The sequence below is a fragment of the Sorangium sp. So ce176 genome (assembly GCF_051519835.1).
Classification (GTDB): Bacteria; Myxococcota_A; Polyangia; order Polyangiales; family Polyangiaceae; genus Sorangium; species Sorangium cellulosum_G.
The window spans coordinates 6,295,400-6,321,604 of the sequence record NZ_CP150371.1 but is presented as its reverse complement, the minus strand read 5'-3'; the positions used below and the strand labels follow the sequence as shown (position 1 = coordinate 6,321,604).

Genomic DNA, 26,205 nt, shown 5'->3' with positions numbered 1-26,205 from the left:
ATGCTGTGGTGTGCTGCCGGGGGCTCTCGCGCCGCGCCGAGCTAACTAGCCGGTACCGAGATGAGTCCGGCCGCGATCAGGATCGCACGCTCGGCGAGGCGGCTCGGATGGTTTAGCTGCAACAGACGCACTGTCGCCCGAGCGCCAGGCGTCAGACCAGCGACGGAGCTCCCGGCAATCTGGAAGTGATCGCGCCAGCGCTGGCGGCGCGGATGAAATATGGCAACGAGCTCCCGCGTCTCCGGATCGAACGAGGCGACATCGCTCCCCTTGTACTTGTTGTAGAGCACACACGACAGCGCCAGGTTATCCTCTGTCGTCTCGCCCCCGTGCTTCTGCGCCACGATGTGATCGATCTCGTGCGCCGTGAACGCCATCGATTCGGGGTACAGGCAGTACTCGCACGCGCCTCCGGCTCGCTCATGAACGAGCCGTCGCAGCGCCGTCGGGATATGCCTCATCGCTGCTGTAGCTTCAGTGCCGCTTTGGCTTTCGCGAGCCGTACCAGGTGCTCGACGGCCTGATAGCGCTGCCACTCCTCCTCTTCCACGGACGAGAGTCCCACGGCCCGGTTCTTTTCGAGCAGCTCGCTCGTCCGTGCCTGAAGTTGAGGCGTGGGGCGGAGCGCCAGGACCTCCTCCGGGGTGGGCAGGCCGGCGAGGAACTCCAGGATGTCCGAAGCGCCCGAGAACGAGGTTACGGACGAGGCATCCAGCTCGCGGAGTCCCAGCTCCAGGATGTTGGGCAGACGGTCGGAGAGCGACCGCAGCCGGTCCGCGAGCTCGTCTGGAAGGTCGAGGGTGATGGCGGCCATGTGGGCGTACTCTACAGGAGAAGACAGATGTAGCACGGGACGTGCGCACCGGCATGCGGATGCGAGGACCGTCCACGTCGTGAGGTGCCGCCCGGCCTCTCGCCTGTCCGCAGCCGGAGCGCTGGGGCCTTCGGATCTGCCAGCGCTCAGCTCGGTGGTACTCGCCACGCGGCTCATGCTGGCGGTCGCCGGCCTGGTCGGGGCCGCCACCGAGCGGCTCTCGTCGCGGATGGACGACAGCTTCACCATCCCGGTCGCCGTGGCGGCCGCGGTGACCGTCGCCGGCGCGGGCTGACCCTCAGGGGATCTCGCCGCCGATCTCGATCGCGAGGCGATCGAGATACTGTCTCATGAACTCCGCACGTCGCGCGCCCTCGCGGCGTCCGGCGGCCGTCTTGAGGCTCTCGGCGGTCTTGAACAGCTTCACATGGAAGTGATCGATCGCGTTCTCGCGATCGTTCCACGGCCTTCGCTCGGCGAACGGGTCCTGCGGATCGTAGAACCGCACCCCCATCAGGCCGCCCACGGCGAAGCAGCGGGCGATCCCGATCGCCCCCAGTCCATCGAGGCGGTCAGCGTCCTGAACCACCCGGGCCTCGAGCGTCCTTGGCTCGATCCCGGCGCTGTAGCTATGGGCCTCGATGGCGTGGGCGATGTCCGGGAGAAGGCCCTCGGGGTAATCGATGCTCCGGAGGAAGACCAGCGCCTCCTCCGCGGAGAGCCGCGAGGCCTGGGAGCGCCTGGGGTCGTTCTTGGGGACGTTCACGAGGTCGTGCAACCACGCCGCGGGGGCGACGACCTCGATCCTGGCCCCCTCGTCCGCCGCGAGGGCCTTGGCCGTGGCGACGACCCGCGTGAAGTGCGCCAGATCGTGGGCGGGGTCGTCGCCGAGGTCGGTCGCCTCGAGCTTCGTCACGAAGAGCGGCTCCCAGTGCTTCATCCCCCGCCTCTTATCCGTGGAAACGAGCAAGTGCAACGATGCTGCCGTTCATGCCGCCAGCGCTCGCAACCGAACGATCGCGACGGCTCCAGGCTGGCGCCGACCGAACGTCGGTTCGTTCGGAGAGCACGTCTACAAGATCGGAATGACGCGGCGGCTCGAGCCCCTGGATCGGGTGCGGGAGCTGGGCGACGCGAGCGTGCCGTTCGAGTTCGACGTGCACGCGATGATCTCGAGCCAGGATGCGCCGTGCCTCGAGCGTGCGCTGCACCAGCGGTTCGTCCGGAGCCAGGTGAACAAGGTGAACCCCCGCAAGGAGTTCTTCCGTGTGCCGCTCCAAGACATCCGCAAGGAGATCGAGCGGATGTCGCTGGAGGTGACGTGGACGCTGGCAGCCGATGCGCGGGAGTTCCGAGAGACGCAGGCCATCGAGCGTGCGATGGCGAACAAGACCTTCGACGAAGCCGCCTGGATCGATGCGCAGGCGAAGGCCGAAGCTGGCCCGGCGCTCGAGCGCGATCTCGCCGAAGCCACCGCTTGAACGAAGAGCATCGGAGCCGGCACGAAGTGGCCCAAGCACGAGGGCGCGCCGCCGTCCGCCTGGATAGACGCGCTACCTCTCTGCTGGCTCGACCGTCATCTCGCCGAGGCCTGGACAGACCACGTTGTTTTCCTCAGCGTCGATCGCGCGCGCAAGACGCCGTATCAGGACGCCTGCCCGCGCGCACCAGGGCCTCGATCGCCGGCTCGAGCTCGCGCAGCCGGCCCTCCGCGGTGACCGTCACGGCGCCGCGCAACAGCCCTCGATCCGAGCAGTTCACGATCGGGCCGCTGGTCACCGAGGCGGTAGCGAGCTAGGCCGTCGGGTGCGCCTCGCCGTTCCCATTGCGCAGGGGAGGCGTCGCCGCGAGCTGCTGGATGTGCACGTGCTGGCCCGGGACAGGCAACCCCAGCTTGCCGAGCTCCTCGCGGATGACCCGTGTGGTGGCGAAGAAGACACCCCCGTAGTGATCGCCATGGCAGAACGGCCGGACGGCCAGCACGGGCCCGGCGAGATTGAACTCCAGGATCTCGACCATGGGCGCCGGCTCCTTCACCACATCGTCGATGAGCGCGAGGCGCGCCCTCAGCCGCGTGATCGCCGCCTCGTGATCCGCGCCGTGCGCGAGCTGCGCGGTGCAATCGACGCGGCGGAACGGGTTCGTGCTGTAGTTCTGGATTGTATCGCTGAAGATCTTGCTGTTGCCCACGATGGTGCGGACGTTGTCGGGCGTGTTGAGCGCTGTCGCGAAGAGGCCGATCGAGTGGACCGCGCCCGTGACGCCCCCGGCCGTCACCAGATCTCCCACCTTGAAGGGTCGCAGGAGGATCATGAAGATACCGGCCGCGAGGTTCGACAGGAGGCCCGACCACGCCATGCCGATGGCGATGCCGACCGCGGCGAGGAGGCTCGCGAACGTGGTCGTCTCCACGCCGAAAACGCTGAGCACCGCGATGACGAGGAGGATGTTCAGCAGCACGGACGCCGCCGACTCCAGGTAGTGAGCCAGCGTCACGTCGAGCTTCTTCAGCGGCGCGCTCCGCTGCATCAGCGACAGGACCGCCCGGATGATCACGCGGCCGATGACCCAGACCAGGAGCGCGCCCACGATCTTCCCGCCGACGTTGATCCCGAGCGCCACCACCATATCAACGTACCGCTGCACCCTCTCGTCCATCTCGATCCTCCTGGCGGCGTCTGAGCCGCTCGCGGGGGCCCAGTGCAAGGCGCGTGCGCGCCTCGCATCGCGAGATAGTCCCGGGCCGAGAGCTCTGTCACACCGCAAGGTCGCCCCGCGAGGGGGCAACGGAGATCTTCAGGCATCAGCCCTGAGGCCTGGACACATCAGCTGACCACGGGCAGCTCGGCAAGACCTCCCGCCCCCGGCGACCGCGCAATCACGGCGTGAGCGACAGCCCGCGCACGTAATCCTCGAGCGCCCGCTCCGCCCTCGCCACCGCCTCCCGCGCCCCCGAGAGCTTCCCTGACACCGCCGCGATCCGGTCCTCCTGCTCGCTCAGCGTCCGCAGATAACGCTCCTGGAGCGCGCTCCCCCCGGGCACGACCTTGAGGTTCTGGCGCACGCGCTCCTGCTCGTCGCGCAGCGTCGCGATCTCGGACTCCAGCGCCGAGAGCGCGCGCTGCCTGTCGGCGATCGCGGCCCTGAGCTCCGCGAGCCGCGCGAACACCGCGCGCACCGCCTCGGGGATCTCGCGCGAGGACAGGTACACCTGGATCTGCTCGCTCGACAGGCTCGTGAGCGCGACCGTGTGCGAGATGGGCTGCTCCAGCGCCACCGTGAGCCGCGCCGTCTCCCCGGCCGCGACCTCCCGCCGGATCCGGTAGCGATCGCCGCTCGTCTCCACGCCCTCCCCGGGCGCGGCCAGCTCCCATCCGGCGAGGCGCGGGTGCTCGATGACCACGACGCGCGGCTCGCGCGCGGCGCCCACGATCGTGTACTCCGTCACCCTGCGCGCCGTCCTGACGATCTCCAGCATGCCGCCCTGGATCCGGGCGCGCGACAGCACCTCCTCGGTCCGCTCCTCGCGGTCGATACGCACCTTCCGGTCCACGGCGAAGCTCACGAGCCGCGATTCCCCCGGCGGCAGCGGCGCCAGGCGCGCGTCGCCGAGATAGGTGACGACCCCCTGGTCGGAGCGCTCGTAGACCGTCATCGCCCCTGGCGGCAAGCTCGCGTCGCCGTCGTTGCGCAGCCGCACGCTCGCGAGCGGGCTGCGCGCGCTCGCCTCCGGCTGGTACAGCCAGAGCCGCTCCGCCGGGATCTGCCGCTCGACGATCGGCAGGAGCGCCGTTTGCCCGCTCGCGAGCGTGAGCGGCGCCGGGAAATGGAACACGACCTGCGTCGCCGCCTCCTCGCGCTCCGGCACCGGCGTCGGGGCGGGCCCGGCGGGCGCCGTGGCCTCCTCGCGGTCCGCGCCCGCGCGGTAGCGCGCGAGCCTCTTCGCCCTGACCGCGAGCCCCGAGGCCCCCTCGTCGAGCCGCGGCAGCACCCGCTCGGCCACGTCGACGGGCACCTCCGGACGGTCCACATAATAGATCTCGTAGAGCGCCTGACGGAACGTCACCGGGTCGCCCGACACCAGGGTGAAGTCGATGTCCTTCCAGTCTCCGCCGCTCTGGTTCTCGACGACGGCCCACCCCGACAGCGCGGCGGTCTTCGCGCGCCCATCCGCCGGGACGGTGAGCCGATACGACGTCTTCCAGAGCGGCACCTCGACGACGTACGCCACCCGCACGATCCGCTCGCCCTCGCCGGCCGCGCGCACGACGAGCGCGCGGCGGTTCCGCGCGCGCTGGCTCGCGAGCCCGACGAGCGCCGCGCCTACCTGCTGCCTGAGCCGCTCCTCGACGAGCTCCACGCCCGCGAGCTCCTCCAGGACGACCTGCTTCAGCGCGCCGTCCGACATCAGCGCGAGCCGGTGCCGCCCCTCGGTGCCGCCGCCCGGCACGCCGACCTGCACCGCCGTCACCGCGACGATCCGCCCGACGAGCGCGCCCTGCGCCCCTCGAGTCCGCACCTCGGCGCCGCGCAGCGCGTTCAGCAGGGCGGCCTCCGACTCGAGCGCGCCCTCGTCGAACGGGAGCTCGCGGAACAGGTCGCGCAGCGGCTCCTTCCCGGGAAGCGTGATCTTCCCGGCCGCGCCGCGATTGTCGTAGACGACGATGCTCTTCAGCACGTCGTCGACCTGATCGAGCCGCACCTCGAGCGCGAGCTCGGCGTCGCCGCGCACGCGCGCCTCGTGCTCGAAATACCCGACGCCGCCCGTGGAGAGCACCACGCGGCGGAGCGGGAGCGCTTCCGCCGCGGCCTCCGGCCGGGCAAGATCCGTCGTGTCGGCCGCCAGCGTCGCTGTCGTCCACACCTCGTGATTCATCTCGTTGCCTCCCCCCGGCGGAGGCGTGCGACGGCCTCGCCTCGTCGGTTCATAACGCCCCTCCGGAGGGCGTCAACGACGCGGGGCACGGCGGGAGATCGCGCGCCGCTCCGGCGCGCGTCAACCGCGGCGGGAGGCCTCGAGCTGCTTCACCACGGCGAGCGCCTCGTCGACGTGCCGGGTCGCGCGGATCTGGGAGGAAAAGACATGTCGAATCACGCCGTCTCGATCGATGACGAACGTCACGCGGCCCGGGAGGAGCCCGAGGAACGACTTGACGCCGTAGCGCGCGGCGGTGTGCCCGCCGGGGTCGCTGAGCAGCGTCATGGGCAGCCGGTGCTTCTGCGCGAACTGCTCGTGAGAGCCCTCGGAGTCCGCGCTCACGCCGATCACCTCGGCGCCGGCCTCCGCGAACACGTCGTGCTGGTCGCGGAACGCGCACGACTCCGCGGTGCATCCCGGGGTGTCGTCCTTGGGATAGAAAAAGAGGACGACCGTCTTCTTGCCGCGAAAGTCGGAGAGCTTCACCGCCTCCCGCTTCTGCGACTGCAAGGTGAACTCGGGGGCGGTCTCACCGACGGACAGGGTGGATTGGCCGAACATGCCGTCGTCTCTACCCGATGCGCCGCGGCGCGTCCAAGCCCGCGCGGCGTCGCGCGCCGGCGCGGGCGGCGTGGCCGCGCCTGCCTTCCCGTTGCCCGCGTCGCCTGCCCCCCGGATCCGGGAGTAGCGTGAGCGAGCGGCGATGAAGGTGCGCGGAGCGCGTCGGACGCGCGCCGCGGGCCGGCGATCAAGCTACCCTGGGCGCCCCATGGCCACCACGTTCGCTGCGCTCATCTTTCGACCTGCCGAGATCCCGGACCGCGCGCTGTCCCAGGGCTTTGCCGTGGCGCTCGGCGGCTGGGATGTCGCCTCGCCGCGCCTGTTCGTCGCGCCGCTCCCGGGCGTGCCCGGCTTCTGCGCCGCGTACTACGCCAGCGGCGACCCGGCCGTCGCCGGCGGCGACGAGCTCGACCACCTCTCCGAGCTCTTCGACGACGAGCTCTCGCCGCCCGTCGCCGTGCTCGATGCCGCCGCCGAGCTGGGCCACCCGGGCGCGACGATCTTCGCGCTCGTGTTCTCGGAGGAGATCGTCCACGACGACGGCTGGCGGTTCGAGGCGAGCGGCTTCGTCCGCCATTTCGTGAGGGAAGGGGAGGACGGCATCGAGGCCGGCGTGGAGGCGCCCGACCGGAGCGACCTCGTCGCCGTCGAGATCGACCTCCCGGACGACGCGACCGAGCAGCAGGAGCGCGAGGCGATGGACAGGGCGATCCGGCCGCACCGCGGCTCGACGTACCTCTCGGCCGAGCTGGGCGCCCCGGTGCTTGGCGCGCTCATGGGCGGCCTCTTCGCGCCCGAGCGCCGCGTCGACGTGCACCTCGTCGAGCCGGGGCCGGCGTCGATCGCGGGCGAGGTGAGCCGCCTGAACCGGGTGCTCCGGCGCGAGGACGGCCGCGGCGCGCCCGCGTCCCTGCCGCCGGTGCGCGGCGTCGCCTCGCCGGCCACGTACGAGGCGTTCGCGCGCGCCTACGACTGGGCCGACCCGGCGGATCCGCAGGACCTCTACCGCGAGCTCGCGATCGGCGCCGTCGAGGGCACGCTCCGTTTCCTGCGCGAGGACGAGCTCCGCGGCCACGAGCGCGAGCCCGGCTGGGAGGCGGCGGCGGCGCGGCGGCTCTACCCGATCGCCCGGCTCTCGGGCTCGGCGCTCGGCGGCGGCGGCGTGGCGCAGCGGGCCGTCGTCGCGCTCGCGCCCGACGGCGAACAGCTCTGGATCGTGCGCGGCGGCACGAGCGCGGCGCCCGCCGGACCCACGTTCGGCGAGCTCCTGCGCTACCTGTCGCTGGGCTGGTCGCGCCGCAGCGACGCCGAGGAAGATCTCATCGGCGCGCTGATGCTGCGCGCGCGGCTCAGATCTCTCGGTGGCTGAGCCGCGACACGGCAGCATCGACGTGCAGCAACGAACAGCCGAGCAGGGCCACGGAGATCCGTTGTTCCATTCAATGGATCCGTCGTGGCGCCGCGCCCGTCGCTCGGGGAGTGGGGCGCTTTGCTACGCAGGTTTCGATCGCGTGGTTCCCTGGTGCGCTTTGCGCCCGGCGCGCCCGCGACGTGGGGCGCTTTGCGGCGCGATGTCCGTTCAAAGGAACGTGTCGTAGGCCTGGGGCCCGGTGGTGGCGGGGCGGAGCGCGAACCTGCTGGGATCGTCGAGGACGAGGTGGAGCAGGCCGACGTCTCGTTCGCTGTGGGCGAAGACGCTCACCAGGATCCCGCCCTGCCGGACGCCCGTCTCGTAGTGCTCCGCCCAGTGCTTCGGGACGCCCGCGGTGAGGAGGATCTCGCGCAGCCCGCCCGTGATCCCGGCGCCGACCGCGCTGGCCACGACGGCCGCCAGCGGCCCGGCCACGACGAACCCTAGGTCGGGGACGACGACGCTCATCGCGATGGCCGCGCCGAACGTGTGCGCCGGCGGCGATCCGTCCGGGATCCTGAAGTGCCTGTGGCGCGTCGCGTCGGTCATCAGGAGGCTGATATCCTGTCGCGTGTAGCCGCAGTCGATGACGCGTTCCGCCGCAGCTTCCGCCTCATCGCGCGTCTGAACCAGGCCAATTACGAGCTTCGACATGAAGAGACCTCCTTCGCGTTGAGCGCGTCCTCGCTCCGGGCCCCCGCGACCGATACCGCACGTCCTGTGCCAAGCTGAAATTGCCACGAAGCCATGTGATCTCGTCGATTTCGATGGTCTCGGCGCCCGGGCGGTGGCGAGGCGGTATGTCGCACTGCGCCCGGCGCGCCTCGCTTTTCTGATCCTGACTTTCGCCCGCCATACCCGATTTGTTCCAGGTTTTGCAGGCCTGCCCCGGCTGATCCCGCTTTCCAGGGATGCGGCTCTGGCCGGCTGTTTCGGGCGTCGACCCGCAACCACGGTGCGCCCGGATGCCTGAAGACGGCAGGATCCGGCGGGCGCTGTCGCCTCAGAAGCCGATCGTGTCCTCGACCGGCGGCGGACGCTTCGGGATCGCCGCCGCGCGGCCCGTCGCCGCGTCCTTCGGCGCTACGCCGCGCGGCGGCGCCGTCGCGCCCGGCTTGCCCGCCGTCGCGCCCGGCTTCCCCGGCTGCGCGCCCGCCGTGGCCGCCTGCCGGCCTGCCTGAGCCGCCGTCGGCGCCGTCTTCGCGGTCTCTGCCGTGACCGTCCCCGCGGGCTCTGCCGAGGCCGCCGCCGGCGCGGGCTCTACAGCGACGGCCGTCCGCGCCGGCTCGACAGGCGCTGGCGCGACGCTGGCCGGCGCCGCCGCGGCGCCCTGGGCGCCTGTCCGTGCGGCCTGGCCGTCCGAGGAAGGCGTCACGTCGACAGTGTGCGACCCTCTCCCCGCCAGGAACACCACCACCGCCACGAGCGCCCCGAGGGCGAGCGCCGCCGCCAGGATCGCCGGCGCCCACCGGCGGGACCCCTCCGACCCCGACGTCGCCATGCCGGCGAGCGTCCGCCCCGGCGTGCCGGTCATCGAGAGCCGCGCGCCCTGCGCCGCCGGCGCCGGCGCGCCGCTCCCCGGCCCGGACTCCGGCGGGCCGGTCGTCGAGAGCCGCGCGCCCTGCGCCGCCGGCACCGGCGTCGGCGGCCCGAACAGCACCGGCTGCGACGCGACCCGGGCCGCGCCCGCGTGGCTCAGCCGGTCGCCCGCGGACGAGGGGTCGTTCGTGAACGCCGCGCGCGCGATCCCGAGCACCGCGTGCTCCAGCGCCTCGGCCATCTGCCGCGCCGACCCGAACCGCGCCGCGGGATCGAGCGCGAGCGCCCTCTTCATCCAGGCGTCGATCGCCGGCGAGAGCTCCGGCCGCAGCGCGCTCGGCGGCGTGAAGATCCCGGTGTGGAGCACCACCGACAGCGCGCCCAGCGTCTCGCCCGTGAACGGCACCTGCCCGGTGAGCGCGTGGTAGACGACGACCGCGAGCCCCCAGAGATCCGCGCGGAAATCGACGTGCTTCGCGCTGAGGAGCTGCTCGGGGCTCATGTAGAGCGGCGTGCCCAGCACGTGCCCTGTCGACGTCACGCCGAGCTCGCCCTGCGGCGCGCCCTGGACCCGCTTGGCCACCCCGAAGTCGACAACCTTCACGAACAGCTCGCCCTCGACGTCGAGCAGGAAGATGTTGTCCGGCTTGACGTCGCGGTGGACGATTCCGAGCTGGTGCGCCCGCCCGAGCGCCTTCGCCGTCTGCGACACGATCGTCGTCACCTCGACGGGCGGGAGCGCGCCGAGCCGCTGGATGCGGCTCTTCAGGTCCTCGCCCTCGAGCAGCTCCATCACGATGTACGGCGCGCCGTCGTGCGTCACGCCGTGATCGAAGACCTGCGCGACGTGCGGGCTCTTGATCTGCGCGGCCGCCATCGCCTCGCGCCGGAAGCGCTCCACGAAGCCGCTCTGCTCCGCGTAGACCGGCGACATGAACTTCACCGCCACCTGCGTGCCGAGCGAGAGGTGATCGGCCACCCACACGCTCCCCATCGCCCCCTTCCCGAGCTGGCGCGCCAGCCGGAGCGTGCTCGTCACGTGCTGTCCGGGGTTCATCGCGGGTCGTTCTCCATCAGCCGCGCTTCATCAGCCGAGCCGCCGACCCGAGAAGGCGTCCTGCGCGCGCAACGTGGTCCTCCGGGCGTCTGCGCGCACAGCGTACAACAATCACCCCGGACCGTCACCAGCGAGCGCGCGGACCGCGCACGTCGCAGGGGCTCTCGGATAAGCTTGCGCCATGCGCGAGGGCACGCTGGTCGCAGGCCGGTTCGAGGTGCACCGCCTTGCCGGCGCCGGCGGGATGGGCACGGTGTACCGGGCGACCGATCAGCTCACCGGCCGCCCCGTGGCGCTCAAGGTCGCACCCCCGGAGCTCGCGCCCCGCTTCCGCCGCGAGGCGCGCCTGCTCGAGGCCGTGCAGCACCCGCTCATCGTCCACCACATCGCGCACGGCACGAGCGACGACGGCGCCCTGTGGCTCGCGATGGAGTGGCTCGACGGGGGCACGCTCGGCGAGCGCCTCGAGCAGGGCGCGCTCCCCGTGGCCGACGCGCTGCTCGTCGCGCACCAGATCGCCGAGGCGCTCGCCGCCGTGCACGCGCTCGGGATCACGCACCGCGACCTCAAGCCGAGCAACGTGCTGCTCCGCGACGGCCGCGTCGACGGCGTTGTGCTGCTCGACTTCGGCGTCGCGCGCGCGGCGGCGTCGACCACGCTCGTCACCGAGGCGAGCTCGCTCGTCGGTTCGCTCGGCTACGTCGCGCCGGAGCAGGCGCGCGGCGACGCCGACGTGGACGCGCGCGCGGACGTCTTCGCGCTCGGCGTGCTGCTCTTCGAGAGCGTCGCGGGGCAGCGCCCGTTCGCCGCCGACGACCCGCTCGCCGAGATGTGCCGCATCCTCCTCGAGGAAGCGCCGCGCCTCGCGGATCGCCGCCCGGACGTGCCGCCCCCCATCGACGACCTCGTCGCGCGCCTGCTCGCGAAGGACCCGGCCGCGCGCCCCGCCGACGGGCGCGCCGCGGCCGCGGCGCTCGCGGAGACGCGCGCCCTGCTCGCGCGCTCCCCCGGCGAGGGCGCGGGCGGCGCGCCCGCCTCGGTGACGGGCGACGAGCGGCGGCTCATCAGCGTCGTCCTCGTCGACCTCGGCGCCGCGGATCCCGAGCCGGCGAGCGATCGCGGCGTCGAGCGCGTCGTCGCCGAGGTCGCGGAGGCGTTCGGCGGCGAGCGCGTGCGGCTCGCGGGCGGCACGCGCATGGTGCTCCTGACCTCGCAGGGCGACGAGGTGCTCACCGGCCGCGGCGGCACCGGCACCATGGTCGCGTTCGACCTCGCCGCGCGCGCCGCGCAGTGCGCGCTCGCGATGAAGGCGCGCCTGCCCGGGCGCCCTGTCGCGCTCGCCACGGGGCGGGCGCAGGTGGGCGAGCGCCTGCCCTCGGGCGACGTCATCGATCGCGCTGTCGCGCGGCTGCGCGAGGTCGAGGGCGACGTGCGCATCGACGAGGTCACGGCGGGGCTCGCGGCCCCGCGCTTCGAGGTGACCGGCGACGGCCCCTCGTTCCTGCTGAAGGGCGAGCGCGACGGCTCCGAGCCCGAGGGCACGCTGCTCGGGCGCGTCACCGCGTTCGTCGGGCGCGACCGCGAGCTCGCGATGCTCCGCGGCCTCTTCGATCAGAGCGCCGACGAGCCCGTGGCGCGCGCCGCGCTGGTGCTCGGCGAGGCCGGCATCGGCAAGACGCGCCTGCGCTGCGAGCTCGTCCGCGCCGTGCGCGACGGCGACGCGCGCGCGGCGGTCTACGTCGCGCGCGGCGAGCCGATCGCCGCGGGGGCGCCGTTCGGCATGCTCGGCGAGATCGTCCTCGCGGCCGCCGGCTGCCTGCCCGGCGAGCCGATCGAGGCGCGGCGCGGCAAGATCCGCGACCACCTGGCGCGCGTCCTCCCCGCGTCCGCCGACGACGCGCGGCGCGTCGCGTGGTTCCTCGGCGAGATCGCGGGCACGCCGTTCGACGACCCGGATCCGGAGCTCGACGCCGCCCGGGCGGACGCCGTCCTCCTCGGCGAGCAGGCCCGCCGGGCCGTGCTCGACTGGCTCGCCGCGCGGTGCGAGGCGGGGCCGGTCGTGGTGGCGCTCGACGACATGCACTGGGGCGATCACGCCTCGGTCGCTGTGCTGGACGAGGCGCTCCAGGCGCTCTCGGATCGCCCCTTGCTCGTGCTCGGCTTCGCGCGCCACAGCGTGACCGAGACGTTCCCCGGGCTGTGGGGGCAGCGCGGGGTGCAGCACATCAAGCTCGGCCCGCTCAGCCCGCGGGCGTCCGAGCGGCTCGTCCGCAGCGTGTTCGGCGACGAGCTCGCGCGGTCCGAGGTGGCGCGGCTCGTCGAGCACGCGGACGGCCACCCGTTCTTCCTGGAGGAGCTCATGCGCGCGCGCGCCGAGGGCCGCAGCGACCTGCCGCCCACGGTCGTGGCGCTGATGCACACGCGCATCGAGGCGCTGCCGGCCGAGGCGCGCCGCACGCTGCGGGCGGCGAGCCTGTTCGGCGGCAGCTTCTGGCCCGAGGGGGTGCGGCAGCTCCTCGGCGCCGGCACGCCGATCGAGTCGGTCGACCGCTGGCTGAAGGGCCTGATCGAGGAGGAGCTCATCGCCCGGCGCAGCGGCTCGCGCTACCCGGGCCACGACGAGCTCACGTTCCGCCACGCGCTTGTGCGCGACGCCGCCTACGGGATGCTGACGGACGGCGATCGCCGGGCCGGCCACCAGGCCGCTGCGCGCTGGCTGCGCTCGGTGGGCGAGCGCGACGAGCGCGTGCTGGCCGAGCACGCCGAGCGGGGCATCGAGGCCGACAGCGCGGGCGGCGCCGGGTCGCTCGCGGCGCGCGGTTCTGCGTAGGCGGCGCGCGATTACGACAACACGGAAATGGGGCGAGCTTGATGGATTTCCATTGACGTGATAACTCGCCGCCCAGAGTATCGAGCATGGATTCGTCTGGGCTGGGCGCTGTCGGTCCCTACGAGTTGCTGTTGCAGCTCGCCACGGGCGGCATGGCCGAGGTCTTCATCGCCCGGCGCGCCCGGCCGTCCGGCGCGGGGGCTACGGGCGCCGCGGCCGAGGCGGCCGGCACGGCGGGAGCGGGGACGGTGGCGGCCGAGGCGGCGGGCGCGGCCGGCGCGGATCCCGGGCGCGAGCCGCTCGTCGCGCTGAAGCGGATCCGCGCCGACCTGCGGTACGAATCCGGCTATGCGGCGATGCTCTTCGACGAGGCGGGCATCGCGTCGCGCGTCGTGAGCCCGAGCTTCGTGCCGATCCTCGATTACGGCCTCGACGACGCGGGCGCGCCGTACATCGTGATGGAGCTCGTCGTCGGCGTGACGCTCAAGCACCTCACGCGGCCTCCGGAGGTGCTCGACGTCGGCGACGCGCTCGATCTCATCGCGCAATCGGCCGACGGGCTGCACGCGGCGCACGAGGCGCGCGACAGCTCGGGGGAGCTGCTCCAGGTGATCCACCGGGACATCTCGCCGTCGAACATCCTCGTCGGCGTCGACGGCCGGGCGAGCATCTGCGATCTCGGGCTCGCGTACGCCCTGCGCCGCACGACGCGCACGAAGACGGGGACGGTGAAGGGGAAGCTGAGCTATCTCTCCCCGGAGCAGGCGCACGGGCGGCCGCTGGATCGGCGCTCGGACGTGTTCTCCCTCGGCGTCGTCGCGTGGGAGGCGGTGGCCGGCAGGCGCCTGTTCATCGGCAGCAGCATGCTGTCGATCCTCCACGCCGTGCTCGAGCGGGAGGTGCCGCCGCTCTCGCGCGAGCGCGAGGGCGTGGGGGAGGCGGTCACGGCCGCCGTCGCGCGGGCGCTCGAGCGCGATCGCGACGCGCGCTGGCCGACCGCCGCCGATTTCGCGCAGGAGCTCCGCGCCGCGGCCGAGCGCGAGGGGCACGCGCCGTCGCGCGGGCGCGTCGGCGCGCGCGTCGACGCGACCCTCCCGGAGCCGCTGAAGCCGCTGGCGTCGTCGTATGCCCCCGGCGGGCCGCTCGTCACGCCGGAGATCGTCGCCGCCCTGCGGTCGATGCACGCGGCGGGGGTGGTGGGCGAGGGGGACTCCAGCGGGATGCTGGCGCCGCGGCGGCCCACGAGCGGCCACCGTCCGGTGAGAAAAATGTGATCGTTCACATGTTCGAGCTCAAATGAGCTGACCGACCGCGGCCGCCCTCGATCCCGGCTCTGCCCGCGCGCCGCCGGAGTACGCTCCGGGCGCCGCACACAGCAGGCGACAGCTCTCGACACGCCGGTCGCCCCTCCTGACGCGGCGCTCCGGAGCCGCTCGAACGGCGTCTCCTCTCCCGGGCTCGAGCGCGCGCGGAAGCCGGCCGATTTCAAGTTGACACCGAAAATGTGATCGTTCACATTGCGGTCAGGGGTATCCTTTCGCTTCGCTCTTCGAGCGGGGCGTCACGCGCGCTGCGACCTTCGTCATCGGGTCGATCGTGGCACCGATTCCGTTCGATCGGCCGTCACGGAAGCGCAGCGTCCAGCAATGCGGTGGCTGATGGGGTCCCCTCGGTGCGTCGTCGAGGGTGCTTCAGGCCGAGGTGGCAACGATCGATCGCGACACGGGCGAGGGGGAACACCATGTCCCGCCCACACTCCACTTAGCGTGCCCACAGCGGGCGAAGAGAGAGAACCATGTCCAGGTCCTCAGAACATGAGCGGGCGCGTCCTCTCAGGGGCTGTCGGTCGGCTGTCGCGATGGCGTTGATCCTGGCCAGCGGCTGCACCGGGAGCCTGGGCGGCGACACGCGCTCCAACGATTCCACGGACGATCCCACCTCGCCCACCGGCGGGAACCCCACCACGGTCGACCCGCGCGTCTGCGAGGATGGCGGGATTCACCCCGGCCGGGCGCCGCTGCGGCGGCTGACACGGTTCGAGTACAACAAGACCGTTCGCGACCTCTTCGGCGACACGACCGAGCCAGCCTTCTCGCTGCCGAGCGAGGATGTCGGAAACGGCTTTGGCAACGACGCCGACGCCCTGTCTGTCTCGAGCCTGCTGGCCGAGCAGCTCAGCACCGTCGCGGAGGGCGTCGCCCGGCGCGCGACCGCCACGAAGGAGGCGCTCGCGAAGCTCGCCCCTTGCGCGAGCGACGTGCGCGCGGACAGCGAGCAAGCGTGCGCGCGCACCATCGTCGAGCGGATCGCGCCGCTCGCCTACAGGAGGCCGCTCGCCGCCGGCGAGGCGGACGAGCTCCTCGCGCTCTACACGGTCGGGCGCACGGACGCGACGTTCGACGTCGGCATCGCCACGGTGATCGAGGCGCTGCTTCAATCGCCCGATTTCCTCTACCGCATCGAGTGGGGCACGCCCGACCCGGAGCGCCCCGCGCTCCGCCGGCCCACGGGCGACGAGATGGCGACGCGGCTCTCGTACCTGCTCTGGGGCACGATGCCCGACGACGAGCTGCGCAGGGCGGCGCAGGCGGGTGAGCTCTCCACGAAGGAGGGCGTGCGGGCGCACGCCGAGCGCATGATCGTGGACCCTCGGTTCCGGACCACCGTCCGGTTCTTCTTCGACAACCTGCTCCCCATCAGCAACCTCGCGGACCTCGAGCGAAACGCGGAGGCGTTCCCGACCTTCTCGCGGACGCTCGGCTCGTTCATGCGCGAAGAGACGCAGCGGTTCCTCGAGCACGAGATCTTCGAGGGGACGGGCACCTGGCCGTCCATCTTGACGGCCCCGTACTCGTTCATGAATGGTCCTCTCGCGGCGTTCTACGGCGTCGAGGGCGTGACGGGCGACGAGTTCCAGCAGGTGCAGCTCGACACCACCCAGCGCCTCGGGCTCCTCACCCAGGCGGGCGTGATGGCCGGGACGACGCACTCGAACAACACCAACCCCGTGATCCGCGGCTCGTTCGTGATCCAGAAGCTGATGTGCCAGAAGATCCCGCTCCCCACCGGCGACATCCTGGAGCGGGTGAAGCCGCCGGATCCGTACACCGGCGCGACGGCGCGGGAGCGCTTCAGCCAGCACAGCAAGGATCCTGTCTGCGCGGGGTGCCACCAGTTCCTGGATCCGGCCGGGTTTCCGTTCGAGAACTACGACGCTGTCGGCCAGTTCCGCACGACCGAGAACGACGTGCAGATCGACGCCAGCGGCGGGGTCCCGGGCACGGACGTCACGGTGAGCGGGCCGATCGAGCTGGTGCGTGAGCTCGCCCAGAACGAGGACGTGCTGGGCTGCTTCGCGACGCGCTGGGCCGAGTACGGCTATGGTCTCACGCTGCGCTCCGAGGACGCTTGCACCAAGACGGACGTCAAGGCCGCCTTCAAGGCGTCCGGATACAACGTCAAGCAGCTCCTGGTCGAGCTCACGCAGACGGACGCTTTCCACTACATGGCTGCCCAAGAGGAGTGATGGTTATGTCGAACTTTCGCTTGAGCCGACGTGCCGTGCTGCGCGGTGCTGGCGCCATCGCCATCGCGCTCCCCTGGCTGGAGATCATGGGCCCCGAGCGTACCGCGCGCGCCGCCCCCGCTCCCGCCAAGCGCTTCCTCTCCGTCTACACGCCGGGCGGGACCGTGATGGACCGCTGGCGGCCGACCGGCACCGAGACGAACTTCACCCTGAGCCCCATCCTGTCGCCGCTCGCGCCGGTGCAGGACCGGCTGCTCGTCGTCGACGGCCTCGACCTGAAGAGCGCGCGCGGTGAGCAGCACCAGGCCGGGATCATCGCCTGGCTCACGGGCACGGCCCAGGAGGGCTCCCCGAACGGCGGCTACGGCAACGGGCCCTCCATCGATCAGGTGATCGCCTCCCGGATCTCCGCCGGTCAGAAGGCGAAGGCGAGCATCGAGATCGCGGTGCGCTGGGCGACGGGCAAGTCCCACGGCCTCGTGTCGCCGATGAACGCCGCGAACTTCGAGACCAACGCGCCGTTCAAGCCGATCCCGCCGCGCCTCGATCCCATGGAGATCTTCACCGATCTCTTTGGCTCGCTGGATCCCACCGCCGGCAACGATGCCGCCCGTCGCCTCGCGCGAAAGAAATCGATCCTCGACTTCCTCGACGGGCGCTACTCCGCCCTGTCCTCGCGGCTCGGCACCGCCGACAGGCAGAAGATCGACCAGCACCTGACGAAGATCCGCGAGATCGAGATGAGCATCAGCAACGTGCCGGTCGAGACGAGCGCGTGCAAGGCGCCGGAGCGGGTCGACACGTCCGACTACAACCCGCGCACGGGGCTCAACTCCTCGGACAACGGCTCGATCAAGGACACCTCGACCGACGCGGCGATCCCCAAGGTGGGCAAGCTCATGATGGACATGCTGGTGATGTCGCTCGCCTGCGACATCACCGCTGTCGGCACGCTTCAGTGGAGCGACACCGAGGCGAAGCACACCTTCCCCTGGCTCAACCTGACCGAGCACCACCATTACTACCAGCACGACGGCGGCTTCAAGCCGGCCGAGTGCGAGCGCATCTGCAACTGGTACTCGAAGCAGCACCTCTATCTCCTGCAGGAGATGGAGAAGGTCGACATGGGCGGGCACTCGCTGCTCGACGAGAGCGTCGTCTTCTTCGGGTCCGAGCTCTCGGACCCGCCGAGCCACAACAAGACGAACATGCCGTTCCTGCTGGCCGGCGGCGGCGGCGGCCTGCGCACCGGACGCTGGGTCCGGTACCCGAACCTCCCCCACAACAACCTGCTCGTCTCGATTCTGAACCTGTTCGGCGACACCCGGGACACGTTCGGCGACCCGCGCTACTGCACCGGGCCGCTCACGAACCTGACGTAGACATCCTGCGCGCGGAGCGCAGGCTTGCGACGATCACGCGACGCGGCGCGCGCGTGATCGTCGCAACGGGAAGCCGCGAGCGCGACGTCGCCTCACGGCAGCAGGTCGCTGATCGCCGCGTACCAGACGTTCGCCATGCGCGCGTAGCCGGGCTCGTTCGGGTGGATCCTGTCCGGGAGCTCCGCTGCCGGAAACCCGGTGTGCATGTCCACCAGCATCACGTGCTGCCCGGCGGCTGCCCGCGTCTCCACGATGTCCACCAGCGCGTTGTTGTAGGTGACCACCGTGGGATCGGCGAAGGTGATCGGGATGATCTGCGCCACGACCACGAGCGTCTCCGGGGACGAGGCGAAGATCTTGTCCAGGACTGCGCCCACGCGCTGCGGCGCCATGGGGATGTTATCGTTCTGGGTCAGATCGTTGGTCCCCGCATGGAGCAGCACGATGTGCGGGTGATCCGCGAGCGCTGGTGTCGGCACCAGCCCGGCGATCTGATTGATCCTCCAGCCGCTGTGCCCTTCATGATTCCGCGGGAACGCAGCACCGTCGACCATCGACGGCCCGTTCACCAGAGACCCGACGAACGTGATGTTCTTGCCCGCGGCCCGCGCCTTCTTGAACAGCTCGATCCGGTAACCGCCGCCGCCCTGCACCCCGACCCCGTCCGTGATGGAGTCGCCGAGCGGCAGGATCTTGCAGGGCTCCCCGCTCGTCGGGCACGGCCTGAACCCGCCCGCGCCCCCCGTGCCAGCCGTGTCACCGCCGCCCTGGCCGCCCGCGCCGTCGCCGCCCTGGCCACCTGCGCCGCCGCCGCCCTGGTCACCGGTGCTGGTGGTGCCGCCGCCGTCGCCGCCCGAGGCTGTCGTGCTGCCCGCGGTGGCTCCGCCGCCGCTGCTCCCGCTGGTCACCCCGCCGCTCGTCATTCCGCCGCTGGTCACGCCCGACGCGGCGCCCCCGCCGGTCCCGGAGCTGGTCGACAGCGCCTCTCCCGGCTCATCGGAACACCCGCTGAGCATCGCCACCAGCGCGGCAGCCCCCGCCAGCGCGACCCACGTCGAGCGGCGCGGCCTCCGGAGCTCCACATCGCTCCGCTCGCCCGACCCACACTGCCAAGCATTCGTTCGAACCAGGCTCATCGCATTCCTCCTTATCACGTACGCCGACGCGGACATCCGCGGAGCTCGGCGAGGGTGAAAGATCACATCCACACTGAGCAATCTCGATTGGCCGGCTGGAAGATTCGCGAGCTCAAGGGAGGAACACCGTTGTCGGCGCGCAGATCGATCCCGGTCCCGGCGACCCGGGGACGCACGACGGTCTCGGCGTGCACAGCGGAAGGTACCCGAAGCGGAATGTGAGCGCTCACATTGTGGGTGTCAATCAAAATGGACGGGGGCGCGGCCGTCCTCGATCTCGACGGATGACCAGGCTCGCGGGCCACGCCGCAGGCGCTTACGAGCTCATCGGCTCCGGGAGAACGCGGCGGTGCCCTTGCGCGGGGCCACCTCGACCAACACGCGCGGGCAGGAGCTCGGCGTCATCCGCGGCTGCGCAGGCGACGCACAGCCAGGGCGCGCGTCACTGGGCGACGCGCCGGCGCTCCGTGGGCCGGAGCGCGTGGGCGATGCCGCTCTGCAAGGTGCCCAGCGTGATGATGCCGGAGAGGTCCGCGCCGAGCTCGAGCAGGGCCCTCGCCACCTCCGGGCGGATGCCCGTGAGCACCACGCGCGCGCCGAGCATCTGGGCGGCGCGCGCCGTCCGCGTCAGCGCATGGGCGACGAGCGCGTCGACGGCGCGCACGCCGGTGACGTCCAGGATCGCGGTGTGGGCGCGCTGGCTGCTGATCCCGGTGAGCAGCGTCTCCATGATCTGCCCCGCGCGCGCGCCGTCCATCGTCCCGACGATCGGCATGGCCAGGACGCCGTCGGCGAGCGGGATGAGCGGCGTCGACAGCTCCCGGAGCGCCTCCTGCTGCGCGGCGATGATCTGCTCCTGCAGCGCGGCCCGCTCCGCCTCCGCGCGCCTCAGGTCGGTGTCCTCTCTCACGACGCCGCCGACGCCGGTCAGCTCGCCGCGCTCGTTGCGAACGGGGAACTTGACAGTGAAGAAGTAGTAATCCTGACTGCCGTAGTCCAGGACCTCCTGGTACCGCATCTCCCGGCCGCTCGCGAGCACCTCCCGTTCCTTCGCCACGATCGCGTCGGCGACGCCGGGCGGCGTGGCGCCGAACTCATGCTCGTCCTTGCCGAGGAACTCGATGACATGCCGCCCGAGGGCGCGCGCGTAGTGGCGGTTGAGGAACACGTAGCGCCCCTCCGCGTCCTTGATGAACATGACGTTCGGCGAGTTGTCCACGAGCTGCAGGAGCATCTGATTGCGCTCGAGCAGCAGGCGCACCCTCCGCCGCGGATCGTCGCCTTCATCCACGATGGCAGCGATCTCTCGGACGTCGCCTCGCTCGTCGCGCAGCACGGCGTACGTCCACCGGCAGGTGATCGCGTTTCCCTCTCTCGTCGTGCCGGCGCTCGTTGTCGTCGCGAAGAAGCTCTCGGCGGGGTCGTGATCGAACGCCTGCACCTCTTCGGGCGACACCGGATCCGCGGCCACGAGGTCGGAGAGCCGGCGGCCCACGGCCTCGCCCTCGCTCCAGCCGAAGAGGCGTCCGGCGGCGTCGTTCCAGCGCGTCACGGTGCCATCCAGGCGCCAGTGGATCAGCGCCGGCACCTGCATGGCGCCCCCCACGAACGGAGGATCCATGTACGCCGCCGCCGCGCTGACCAGCCCTCTCTCTCTCTCGATCTCGCCGCGCCGACTGGCGAGCTCATGCTCAAGCTCCTCCACGCGCGCGCGCAGCGCCCGGCACTCTGCCTTGTAGTCCGTGTGATCCTCGATGTGCGCGGACATTCCGCCCGGCGCGGGGAGCCCGTCGAGCTGCCGATTCCCGCTCTTTGTGTTCCCTGCTACCAAGTCGTGGTCGTCTCCAGATGCGCCTTCCGCGTCCGCGCGTCCGCTCAATCCGGGTGTCCGCTCGCCCCTGTCGCGGCTCATGCTCGCTCCTCCGCGCGCTGATCCGAGAGCGCGTCCCCCGCAGTCTAACGGTTTTGCAAGTCGAGGTCTCGCCAGAAATCCGACCCGGCCCACCCACAGCGCGCGCCTGCCCCCGCCCGCGGTGGACCGGGGCGACGTTCTCCCGGGCTCATCGCGTCGTGCGTCGCGCTCTCGCGCATCGGCGCCCTCGCCCGCGGCGGCTCGAATGTCCGGGTCGAATGGGTATGACGCCTGACATGTGAACGTTCACATATGGAGCGCTTTGGCCGGCGGCGCGACGAGCGGCGAGGCGACGAGCAGCGGAAGCGGGGGGTCGAGAGATCGAACGGGCGGGGGCGGGAGCGCTCCCGCCGGGGGGGCGACGCCGACAAGGATCGCCGCGGCGCGCACGAGCGCGAGCGCCGCGGCGCGCGGTCAGGGCTGCGTCTACTCGACGGATTGCACGTCGAGCTGGATGAACTGACCGACGAAAGGCGCGGGCGCCGGGGGGACGCCGTCCACGACCAAGTGCTTGAAGTTGGCGATCATGACACGATTGGGATCGTCGCCCTTGAAGGACACGGTGGCTCCGCCCCGGACCGGGATGGTCTTCGTATGGTCGATGATGAACACGTCGTGACCGACGGTGGGGCTATCGTTGAGGTAGTAGACCTCGGGCGGGTCGGAGACAGAGAAGCTGTAGACGTTGTACGTCGCGTTGTCGGGCGTGCCGCCCACGCGAAAGTGCATGCCGTCGGGCGTGCCGCCCCGGTACGTCTCCGGCTCGACGACGCCGCGGAGTCGGACGGTCACCTGATAGATCGTGTCGGGCGAGCCGCCGAACGTCCTCGTCTCGTCGACCCGCTTGGACGTCGAACACTCGTCGCGGTTGCCTGGGTCCTCGTCGCACGGAATCTCCCAGCGGAAGCCGTCGATGCTGGCGGCCGCCGCGAGCAGGTCTTCGCCGCCGCTGCCGCCGGCCCCGCCGCTGCCGCCGGCCTCGCCGCTGCCGCCGGCCTCGCCGCTGCCGCCGGCCCCGCCGGAGCCCGCGCTGCTGGAGGCGCTCGTGCTGGCGCCCGTCGTCGCTCCTCCGCCAGAGCCCGAGGCGCTGGTGGAGCTGGACGCCGCCTGGTTGTCCGGAGGCGGGTCGGCATCGGAGCCGCAGGCAAGAAGGACCATGATTGAAGGGACCACGAGCAGAGAGATTCTCATTTTACACCCGTCCGGCGAGGGCGCCGGTATAGAAGCTGGGAAAGCCGAGCTTCGTCTCGTTGACATCGCGTCTCGTTCGAATGGCCATGTCAGATCCGTGAGCGGCCCTGTGCAGCAGCTCGGGCTGCCTCACGACCGCTCCCACGCGTCTCTCGCGTCACGATCGGCGTGAAGCTGTCGGCGCGGGTCAGCTCGGCGGGGGCAGGGGAGTCGAGCGGATGCTCGCAAGCCTCCCGGAGCGCAGCGCAAGGATGCCCGCGAGCGCGAATGTGAACGATCACATTTTCTGTGTCAATGCCGATCGACCGGCCCGCGGTCTCCTCGAGCTCGCAGGGAGGACGCGGCGGGGCTCCTCCGGAGCGCGGCGTCGCGAGGGGACTCCGGGGGCGACACTGGAGACGCCCCGGGGGTGTCGATCAGGGTTGACGCCGATCATGTGATCGTTCACATTGTCCCCTAAACGTATTCTCTTTCTTCGCCCTGGATGATTCGTCGTGCGCGCCGAGACCTTCGTCACCCCGATCGGTCCCGGCACCAGGCAACGCTCACGTTCTTCGCCCGGTCGTCTCGGAACATCCGCGACCCTCATGGTCGTGAGGGGGCCGCTCACGCGCGGTCGAGCACCACGCCGCGCTGTGCGCCCCGCCGGAGAGTCGCCGGGTTTGAGAGTTCGAATGCCGTCTACCGCCGATCCTTTCTTCTGCCGTGAAAGACGATCCGTGCCAGCCCGCCCAGCGGGCTGCCTTGGCGGCGAATCACCCGACGAGAAGCGCCGAGCATCATGACCCGGGCGATCCACGACATCCGGCAACACCTGACGAAGTCTCAGGAGAGCAGCAAGGATCCAGGAATGGCAACGACCTCCCTCCAGCGTAAGGTCCTCACGACGGCATTGTCGATCTGTGGCGTGACAGCGCTCCCGTCCGCCGCCCTGGCAGACAATCCCATCGTGCAGACCGTCTATACCCCCGATCCTGCGCCCATGGTCTACGACGACACGGTATATCTCTACACCGGGCACGACGAAGACAGCGCGACGGACTGGTTCGGGATGAATGAGTGGAGAGTGTATTCCTCCAAGGACATGGTGAACTGGACAGATCACGGTTCACCGCTGAGCTATCGCGACTTCAGCTGGGCCAAGGGAGACGCGTGGGCAGGCCAGGCGATCCACAGGAACGGAAAGTTCTACTACTACGTCCCTGTGACGAGCACCTCGCTCAACAGGATGACCATCGGCGTGGCCGTGTCGGACAGCCCCACCGGCCCGTTCAAGGACGCCCTGGGGAAGCCGTTGATCACCGCCAACTGCGGCGACATCGATCCGACGGTGTTCATCGACGACGACGGCCAGGCCTATCTCTACTGGGGAAACCCCAGCGTGTGCTACGTGAAGCTGAACGAAGATATGGTCTCCTACAAGGGAGACGTGGTACGCGTGCCCATGACGGCGGCGAGCTTCGGGCAGCGCACCGGGAATGATGATGGTCGCCACACGACGAAGTACGAAGAAGGTCCGTGGCTCTACAAGCGCGATGGCCTGTACTACCTGGTGTATGCGGCTGGCCCTATCTCCGAGTACATCGCGTACTCCACGAGCAGCAGCCCCACCGGCCCGTGGACTTACCGGGGGGTCATCATGCCCACGGAGGGCAGCAGCTTCACCAACCACGCGGGCGTCATCGACTTCAAGGGGAACTCCTACTTCTTCTATCACAACGGCGCGTTGCCGGGCGGCGGAGGCTTTCACCGGTCCACGGCCGTCGAGCAGTTCACGTTCAACGCCGATGGTACATTCCCGACGATCAAGATGACCCAGGCGGGCGCGCCCGGCGTCGGTACCCTGAATCCGTATGTCATGACGGAGGCGGAGACCATGGCCTGGGGATCCGGCGTCGAGACCGAGGCATGCAGCGAGGGAGGAATGGACGTCGGGTCGATCGAGAACGGCGACTACATCAAGGTGAAGGGCGTGGATTTCGGCACCGGCGCGGTGTCCTTCGACGCAAGGGTGGCCTCGGCTACAAGCGGCGGGAACATCGAGCTGCGCCTCGACAGCGCGACAGGCACGCTGGTGGGAACCTGCATGGTCCAGGGGACCGGCGGCTTCCAGACCTGGGTCACCACGTCCTGCGCGGTCGACGGTGCGACAGGGATACACGATCTATACCTCAAGTTCACCGGTGGAAGCGGTTATCTGTTCAATGTCAACTGGTGGAGGTTCACTCCGCTCGACGCCCCGGATCCGGATCCGGACCCGGATCCGGATCCGACCGGCGGCGGGGGCGCTCCGGGCGTGGGTGCAGGGGGAGCGACGGGAAGCGGCGGCTCCGGCGGGGGTGGGAGCGTCAGCAGCGCCGCGACGACCGGCAGCGGAGCAACGGTGGGCAGCGGCACGGGCGGCGCTGGCGCCGCCTCCGGTGACGACGCCGGCGGCGACGAGGGCGGGTGCGCCTACCGGGCCAGCTCGGGGTCCAGCTCCTCCGCGGGCGCGCTCGCCGCGTTGATCGCGCTGGGCGCGGTCGCCGCGCGGCGGCGCCGTGCCCGAGACGCTGGGCGGGGCGGGGCCGCCGCGAGCTGACGATCGGGTGCGATGGCCGCGGCACCCGCGGAAATCTGGGCCTGCGCCGGCGGCGGCGAGGGGAGCTGAGCCGGCGTCGCCCGGCTCAGCTCCCCTCAGCCGCCGCTGGCGCAGGCGGCTCGACACGATGAACTATCTCACGGACACTGCCTGTATTCACGTTCTCACTGGAGGTTCCATCATGTTCACGAATTATCGCGCAGGTCTGATGCTCGCCGCTGCCTCGCTGACGCTCGCGGTGAGCTCGACCGCCGTCGCGAAGCCTTACAAGGGAGGAGAGCTCTACACGCCCCAGGGCTATCTTCATGGTCGCATCGAGGTGCGCATGCGCATGGCGCGCGGGGGCGGCATCCTGTCGACCTTCTTCACCTACAAGGACGGCTCCGAGCTGTCCGGTGCATTCTGGGAGGAGATCGATATCGAGGTCTTCGGGAAGGACAACGCCCGGAGCTGGCAGTCCAACATCATCACCGGCATGGGCACGCGGGTGACGTCGGAGCAGGTGCACACGGCGGACGCCTCCCTCGCGGACGGCTACCACACCTACACGCTGGAGTGGACGCCGGAGTACGTCGCCTGGAGCTTCGACGGGAGGGAGGTCAGGCGGACGACGGGCGCGCAGGTCGCCACCCTGACGAATCCCCAGGGCCTGCGCATGAACCTGTGGTCCTCCGATGTCGTCGAGTGGGTAGGAGCGTTCGACGATTCCGTCCTCCCGCAGCACCAGTTCGTCAACTGGATCAAGTACTATCGCTACAACAACGGCGCTTTCGAGCTCGCGTGGCAGGACGATTTCGACTCCCTGGACGGCGCGCGATGGAGCAAGGCGGACTGGACGTTCGACGGGAACCGCGTGGACTTCGACCCGCAGAACGTGACGGTGAAAGATGGCACGCTGGTGCTGTCGCTGACGCGGGAGGGGCAGGTCGGCTTCAACGGAGCCGTGCCCCGCGATGAAGACACAGGGCCCGGCGCGGGTGCGGGCGGGGCGGGGGCGGCGACCACCACCTCGTCCGGGAGCGGCGCGGGCGGGGCGGAGGCGGCGACCACCACCTCGTCCGGCGGCGGCGCGGGCGGGGCGGGGGCGGCGACCACCACCTCGTCCGGCGGCGGCGCGGGCGGGGCGGGGACGGTGACCTCCTCCTCCGGGGGCGGCGACGCACCGGGCGAGGGAGGTGGGAGCGACGGGATCATTCCGGACGAGGGGGGCCTCGACGGAGGTTGCGGGTGCGTCGCCGCCGGAGCCAGCGGCACGACGAACTCGTGGGCCGCGGCGCTCGCCGTGGGGCTCTCCGCCCTGACGTTGCGACGGCGCCGGACCCGTGGCTGACCGCGCAGGCTGCTCGG

At 71.0% G+C, this 26,205-nt stretch carries 20 protein-coding genes; 9 read left to right on the top strand and 11 right to left on the bottom strand.

Going from position 1 to position 26,205, the window contains the following annotated elements; genetic code table 11:
- Positions 1-41: 41 nt before the first annotated feature.
- Positions 42-461: an HNH endonuclease gene (locus WMF42_RS23575; RefSeq protein ID WP_437684842.1), complete on the bottom strand. Its 420-nt coding sequence runs from the start codon at positions 459-461 to the stop codon at positions 42-44.
- Positions 458-814, bottom strand: coding sequence for a hypothetical protein (locus WMF42_RS23570; protein WP_061605311.1), 357 nt, complete (start codon positions 812-814; stop codon positions 458-460). The genes WMF42_RS23575 and WMF42_RS23570 overlap by 4 nt, the downstream gene beginning before the upstream one ends.
- Before the next feature lie 154 nt (positions 815-968).
- Between WMF42_RS23570 and WMF42_RS23565 the strand changes: the two genes are divergently transcribed.
- Complete coding sequence (locus WMF42_RS23565; protein WP_437684840.1) at positions 969-1,109, top strand: hypothetical protein; 141 nt, start codon at positions 969-971, stop codon at positions 1,107-1,109.
- A 3-nt stretch (positions 1,110-1,112) separates the two neighbouring features.
- On the opposite strand, the gene WMF42_RS23560 is transcribed toward WMF42_RS23565, so the two are convergent.
- A complete protein-coding gene (locus WMF42_RS23560) occupies positions 1,113-1,754 on the bottom strand; it encodes an HD domain-containing protein (protein ID WP_437684839.1) in 642 nt (213 codons plus the stop codon).
- Between the two features lie 16 nt (positions 1,755-1,770).
- Between WMF42_RS23560 and WMF42_RS23555 the strand changes: the two genes are divergently transcribed.
- On the top strand, positions 1,771-2,295 hold the full coding sequence (locus WMF42_RS23555) for a GIY-YIG nuclease family protein (protein ID WP_233562637.1): 525 nt from the start codon (positions 1,771-1,773) through the stop codon (positions 2,293-2,295).
- Positions 2,296-2,608: 313 nt separating this feature from the next.
- On the opposite strand, the gene WMF42_RS23550 is transcribed toward WMF42_RS23555, so the two are convergent.
- From WMF42_RS23550 to WMF42_RS23540, 3 genes are all read right to left on the bottom strand, one after another.
- A complete protein-coding gene (locus tag WMF42_RS23550; protein WP_061612923.1) occupies positions 2,609-3,472 on the bottom strand; it encodes a mechanosensitive ion channel family protein in 864 nt (287 codons plus the stop codon).
- Between the two features lie 220 nt (positions 3,473-3,692).
- Entirely contained in the window at positions 3,693-5,690 is a 1,998-nt protein-coding gene (locus WMF42_RS23545; protein WP_437684836.1) for a DUF4139 domain-containing protein, read from the bottom strand.
- A 120-nt stretch (positions 5,691-5,810) separates the two neighbouring features.
- Positions 5,811-6,293 carry a peroxiredoxin gene (locus WMF42_RS23540; protein WP_061612926.1) on the bottom strand — a complete coding sequence of 161 codons (483 nt, stop codon included), beginning with the start codon at positions 6,291-6,293 and terminating at the stop codon, positions 5,811-5,813.
- 208 nt (positions 6,294-6,501) lie between these two features.
- On the opposite strand from WMF42_RS23540, the gene WMF42_RS23535 reads away from it, so the two are divergent.
- Complete coding sequence (locus WMF42_RS23535) at positions 6,502-7,662, top strand: hypothetical protein (protein ID WP_061612927.1); 1,161 nt, start codon at positions 6,502-6,504, stop codon at positions 7,660-7,662.
- 210 nt (positions 7,663-7,872) lie between these two features.
- Here the strand turns inward: WMF42_RS23535 and WMF42_RS23530 are convergent, their stop codons facing one another.
- Together WMF42_RS23530 and WMF42_RS23525 are read right to left on the bottom strand one after the other, a co-directional pair.
- Entirely contained in the window at positions 7,873-8,358 is a 486-nt protein-coding gene (locus tag WMF42_RS23530) for a hypothetical protein (protein ID WP_061612928.1), read from the bottom strand.
- A gap of 349 nt (positions 8,359-8,707) precedes the next feature.
- On the bottom strand, positions 8,708-10,300 hold the full coding sequence (locus tag WMF42_RS23525; RefSeq protein WP_437684833.1) for a protein kinase domain-containing protein: 1,593 nt from the start codon (positions 10,298-10,300) through the stop codon (positions 8,708-8,710).
- Positions 10,301-10,481: 181 nt separating this feature from the next.
- Here WMF42_RS23525 and WMF42_RS23520 point away from each other — a divergent pair, with 181 nt between their 5' ends.
- The 4 genes from WMF42_RS23520 (at position 10,482) to WMF42_RS23505 (ending at position 18,038) form a co-directional block, all read left to right on the top strand.
- A complete protein-coding gene (locus WMF42_RS23520; protein ID WP_437684831.1) occupies positions 10,482-13,130 on the top strand; it encodes a protein kinase domain-containing protein in 2,649 nt (882 codons plus the stop codon).
- A gap of 86 nt (positions 13,131-13,216) precedes the next feature.
- A complete protein-coding gene (locus WMF42_RS23515) occupies positions 13,217-14,404 on the top strand; it encodes a serine/threonine-protein kinase (RefSeq protein WP_437684829.1) in 1,188 nt (395 codons plus the stop codon).
- A 584-nt stretch (positions 14,405-14,988) separates the two neighbouring features.
- Entirely contained in the window at positions 14,989-16,656 is a 1,668-nt protein-coding gene (locus tag WMF42_RS23510; protein WP_437684827.1) for a DUF1592 domain-containing protein, read from the top strand.
- A gap of 35 nt (positions 16,657-16,691) precedes the next feature.
- The gene (locus WMF42_RS23505) at positions 16,692-18,038 is read left to right on the top strand and encodes a DUF1552 domain-containing protein (protein ID WP_061606279.1); all 1,347 of its coding nucleotides are present in this window, start codon (positions 16,692-16,694) and stop codon (positions 18,036-18,038) included.
- A gap of 92 nt (positions 18,039-18,130) precedes the next feature.
- Here the strand turns inward: WMF42_RS23505 and WMF42_RS23500 are convergent, their stop codons facing one another.
- The 3 genes from WMF42_RS23500 to WMF42_RS23490 all read right to left on the bottom strand — a co-directional run bounded on the left by WMF42_RS23500 (position 18,131) and on the right by WMF42_RS23490 (position 22,277).
- The gene (locus WMF42_RS23500) at positions 18,131-19,174 is read right to left on the bottom strand and encodes an SGNH/GDSL hydrolase family protein (RefSeq protein ID WP_434040792.1); all 1,044 of its coding nucleotides are present in this window, start codon (positions 19,172-19,174) and stop codon (positions 18,131-18,133) included.
- 442 nt (positions 19,175-19,616) lie between these two features.
- Positions 19,617-21,005, bottom strand: coding sequence for a PAS domain-containing protein (locus WMF42_RS23495; protein WP_437684825.1), 1,389 nt, complete (start codon positions 21,003-21,005; stop codon positions 19,617-19,619).
- A gap of 507 nt (positions 21,006-21,512) precedes the next feature.
- Positions 21,513-22,277, bottom strand: coding sequence for a hypothetical protein (locus WMF42_RS23490; RefSeq protein ID WP_437684823.1), 765 nt, complete (start codon positions 22,275-22,277; stop codon positions 21,513-21,515).
- Between the two features lie 850 nt (positions 22,278-23,127).
- Here WMF42_RS23490 and WMF42_RS23485 point away from each other — a divergent pair.
- Positions 23,128-24,858 carry a glycoside hydrolase family 43 protein gene (locus WMF42_RS23485; RefSeq protein WP_437684821.1) on the top strand — a complete coding sequence of 577 codons (1,731 nt, stop codon included), beginning with the start codon at positions 23,128-23,130 and terminating at the stop codon, positions 24,856-24,858.
- Between the two features lie 181 nt (positions 24,859-25,039).
- The gene (locus tag WMF42_RS23480; protein ID WP_437684819.1) at positions 25,040-26,188 is read left to right on the top strand and encodes a family 16 glycosylhydrolase; all 1,149 of its coding nucleotides are present in this window, start codon (positions 25,040-25,042) and stop codon (positions 26,186-26,188) included.
- Positions 26,189-26,205: the final 17 nt, after the last annotated feature.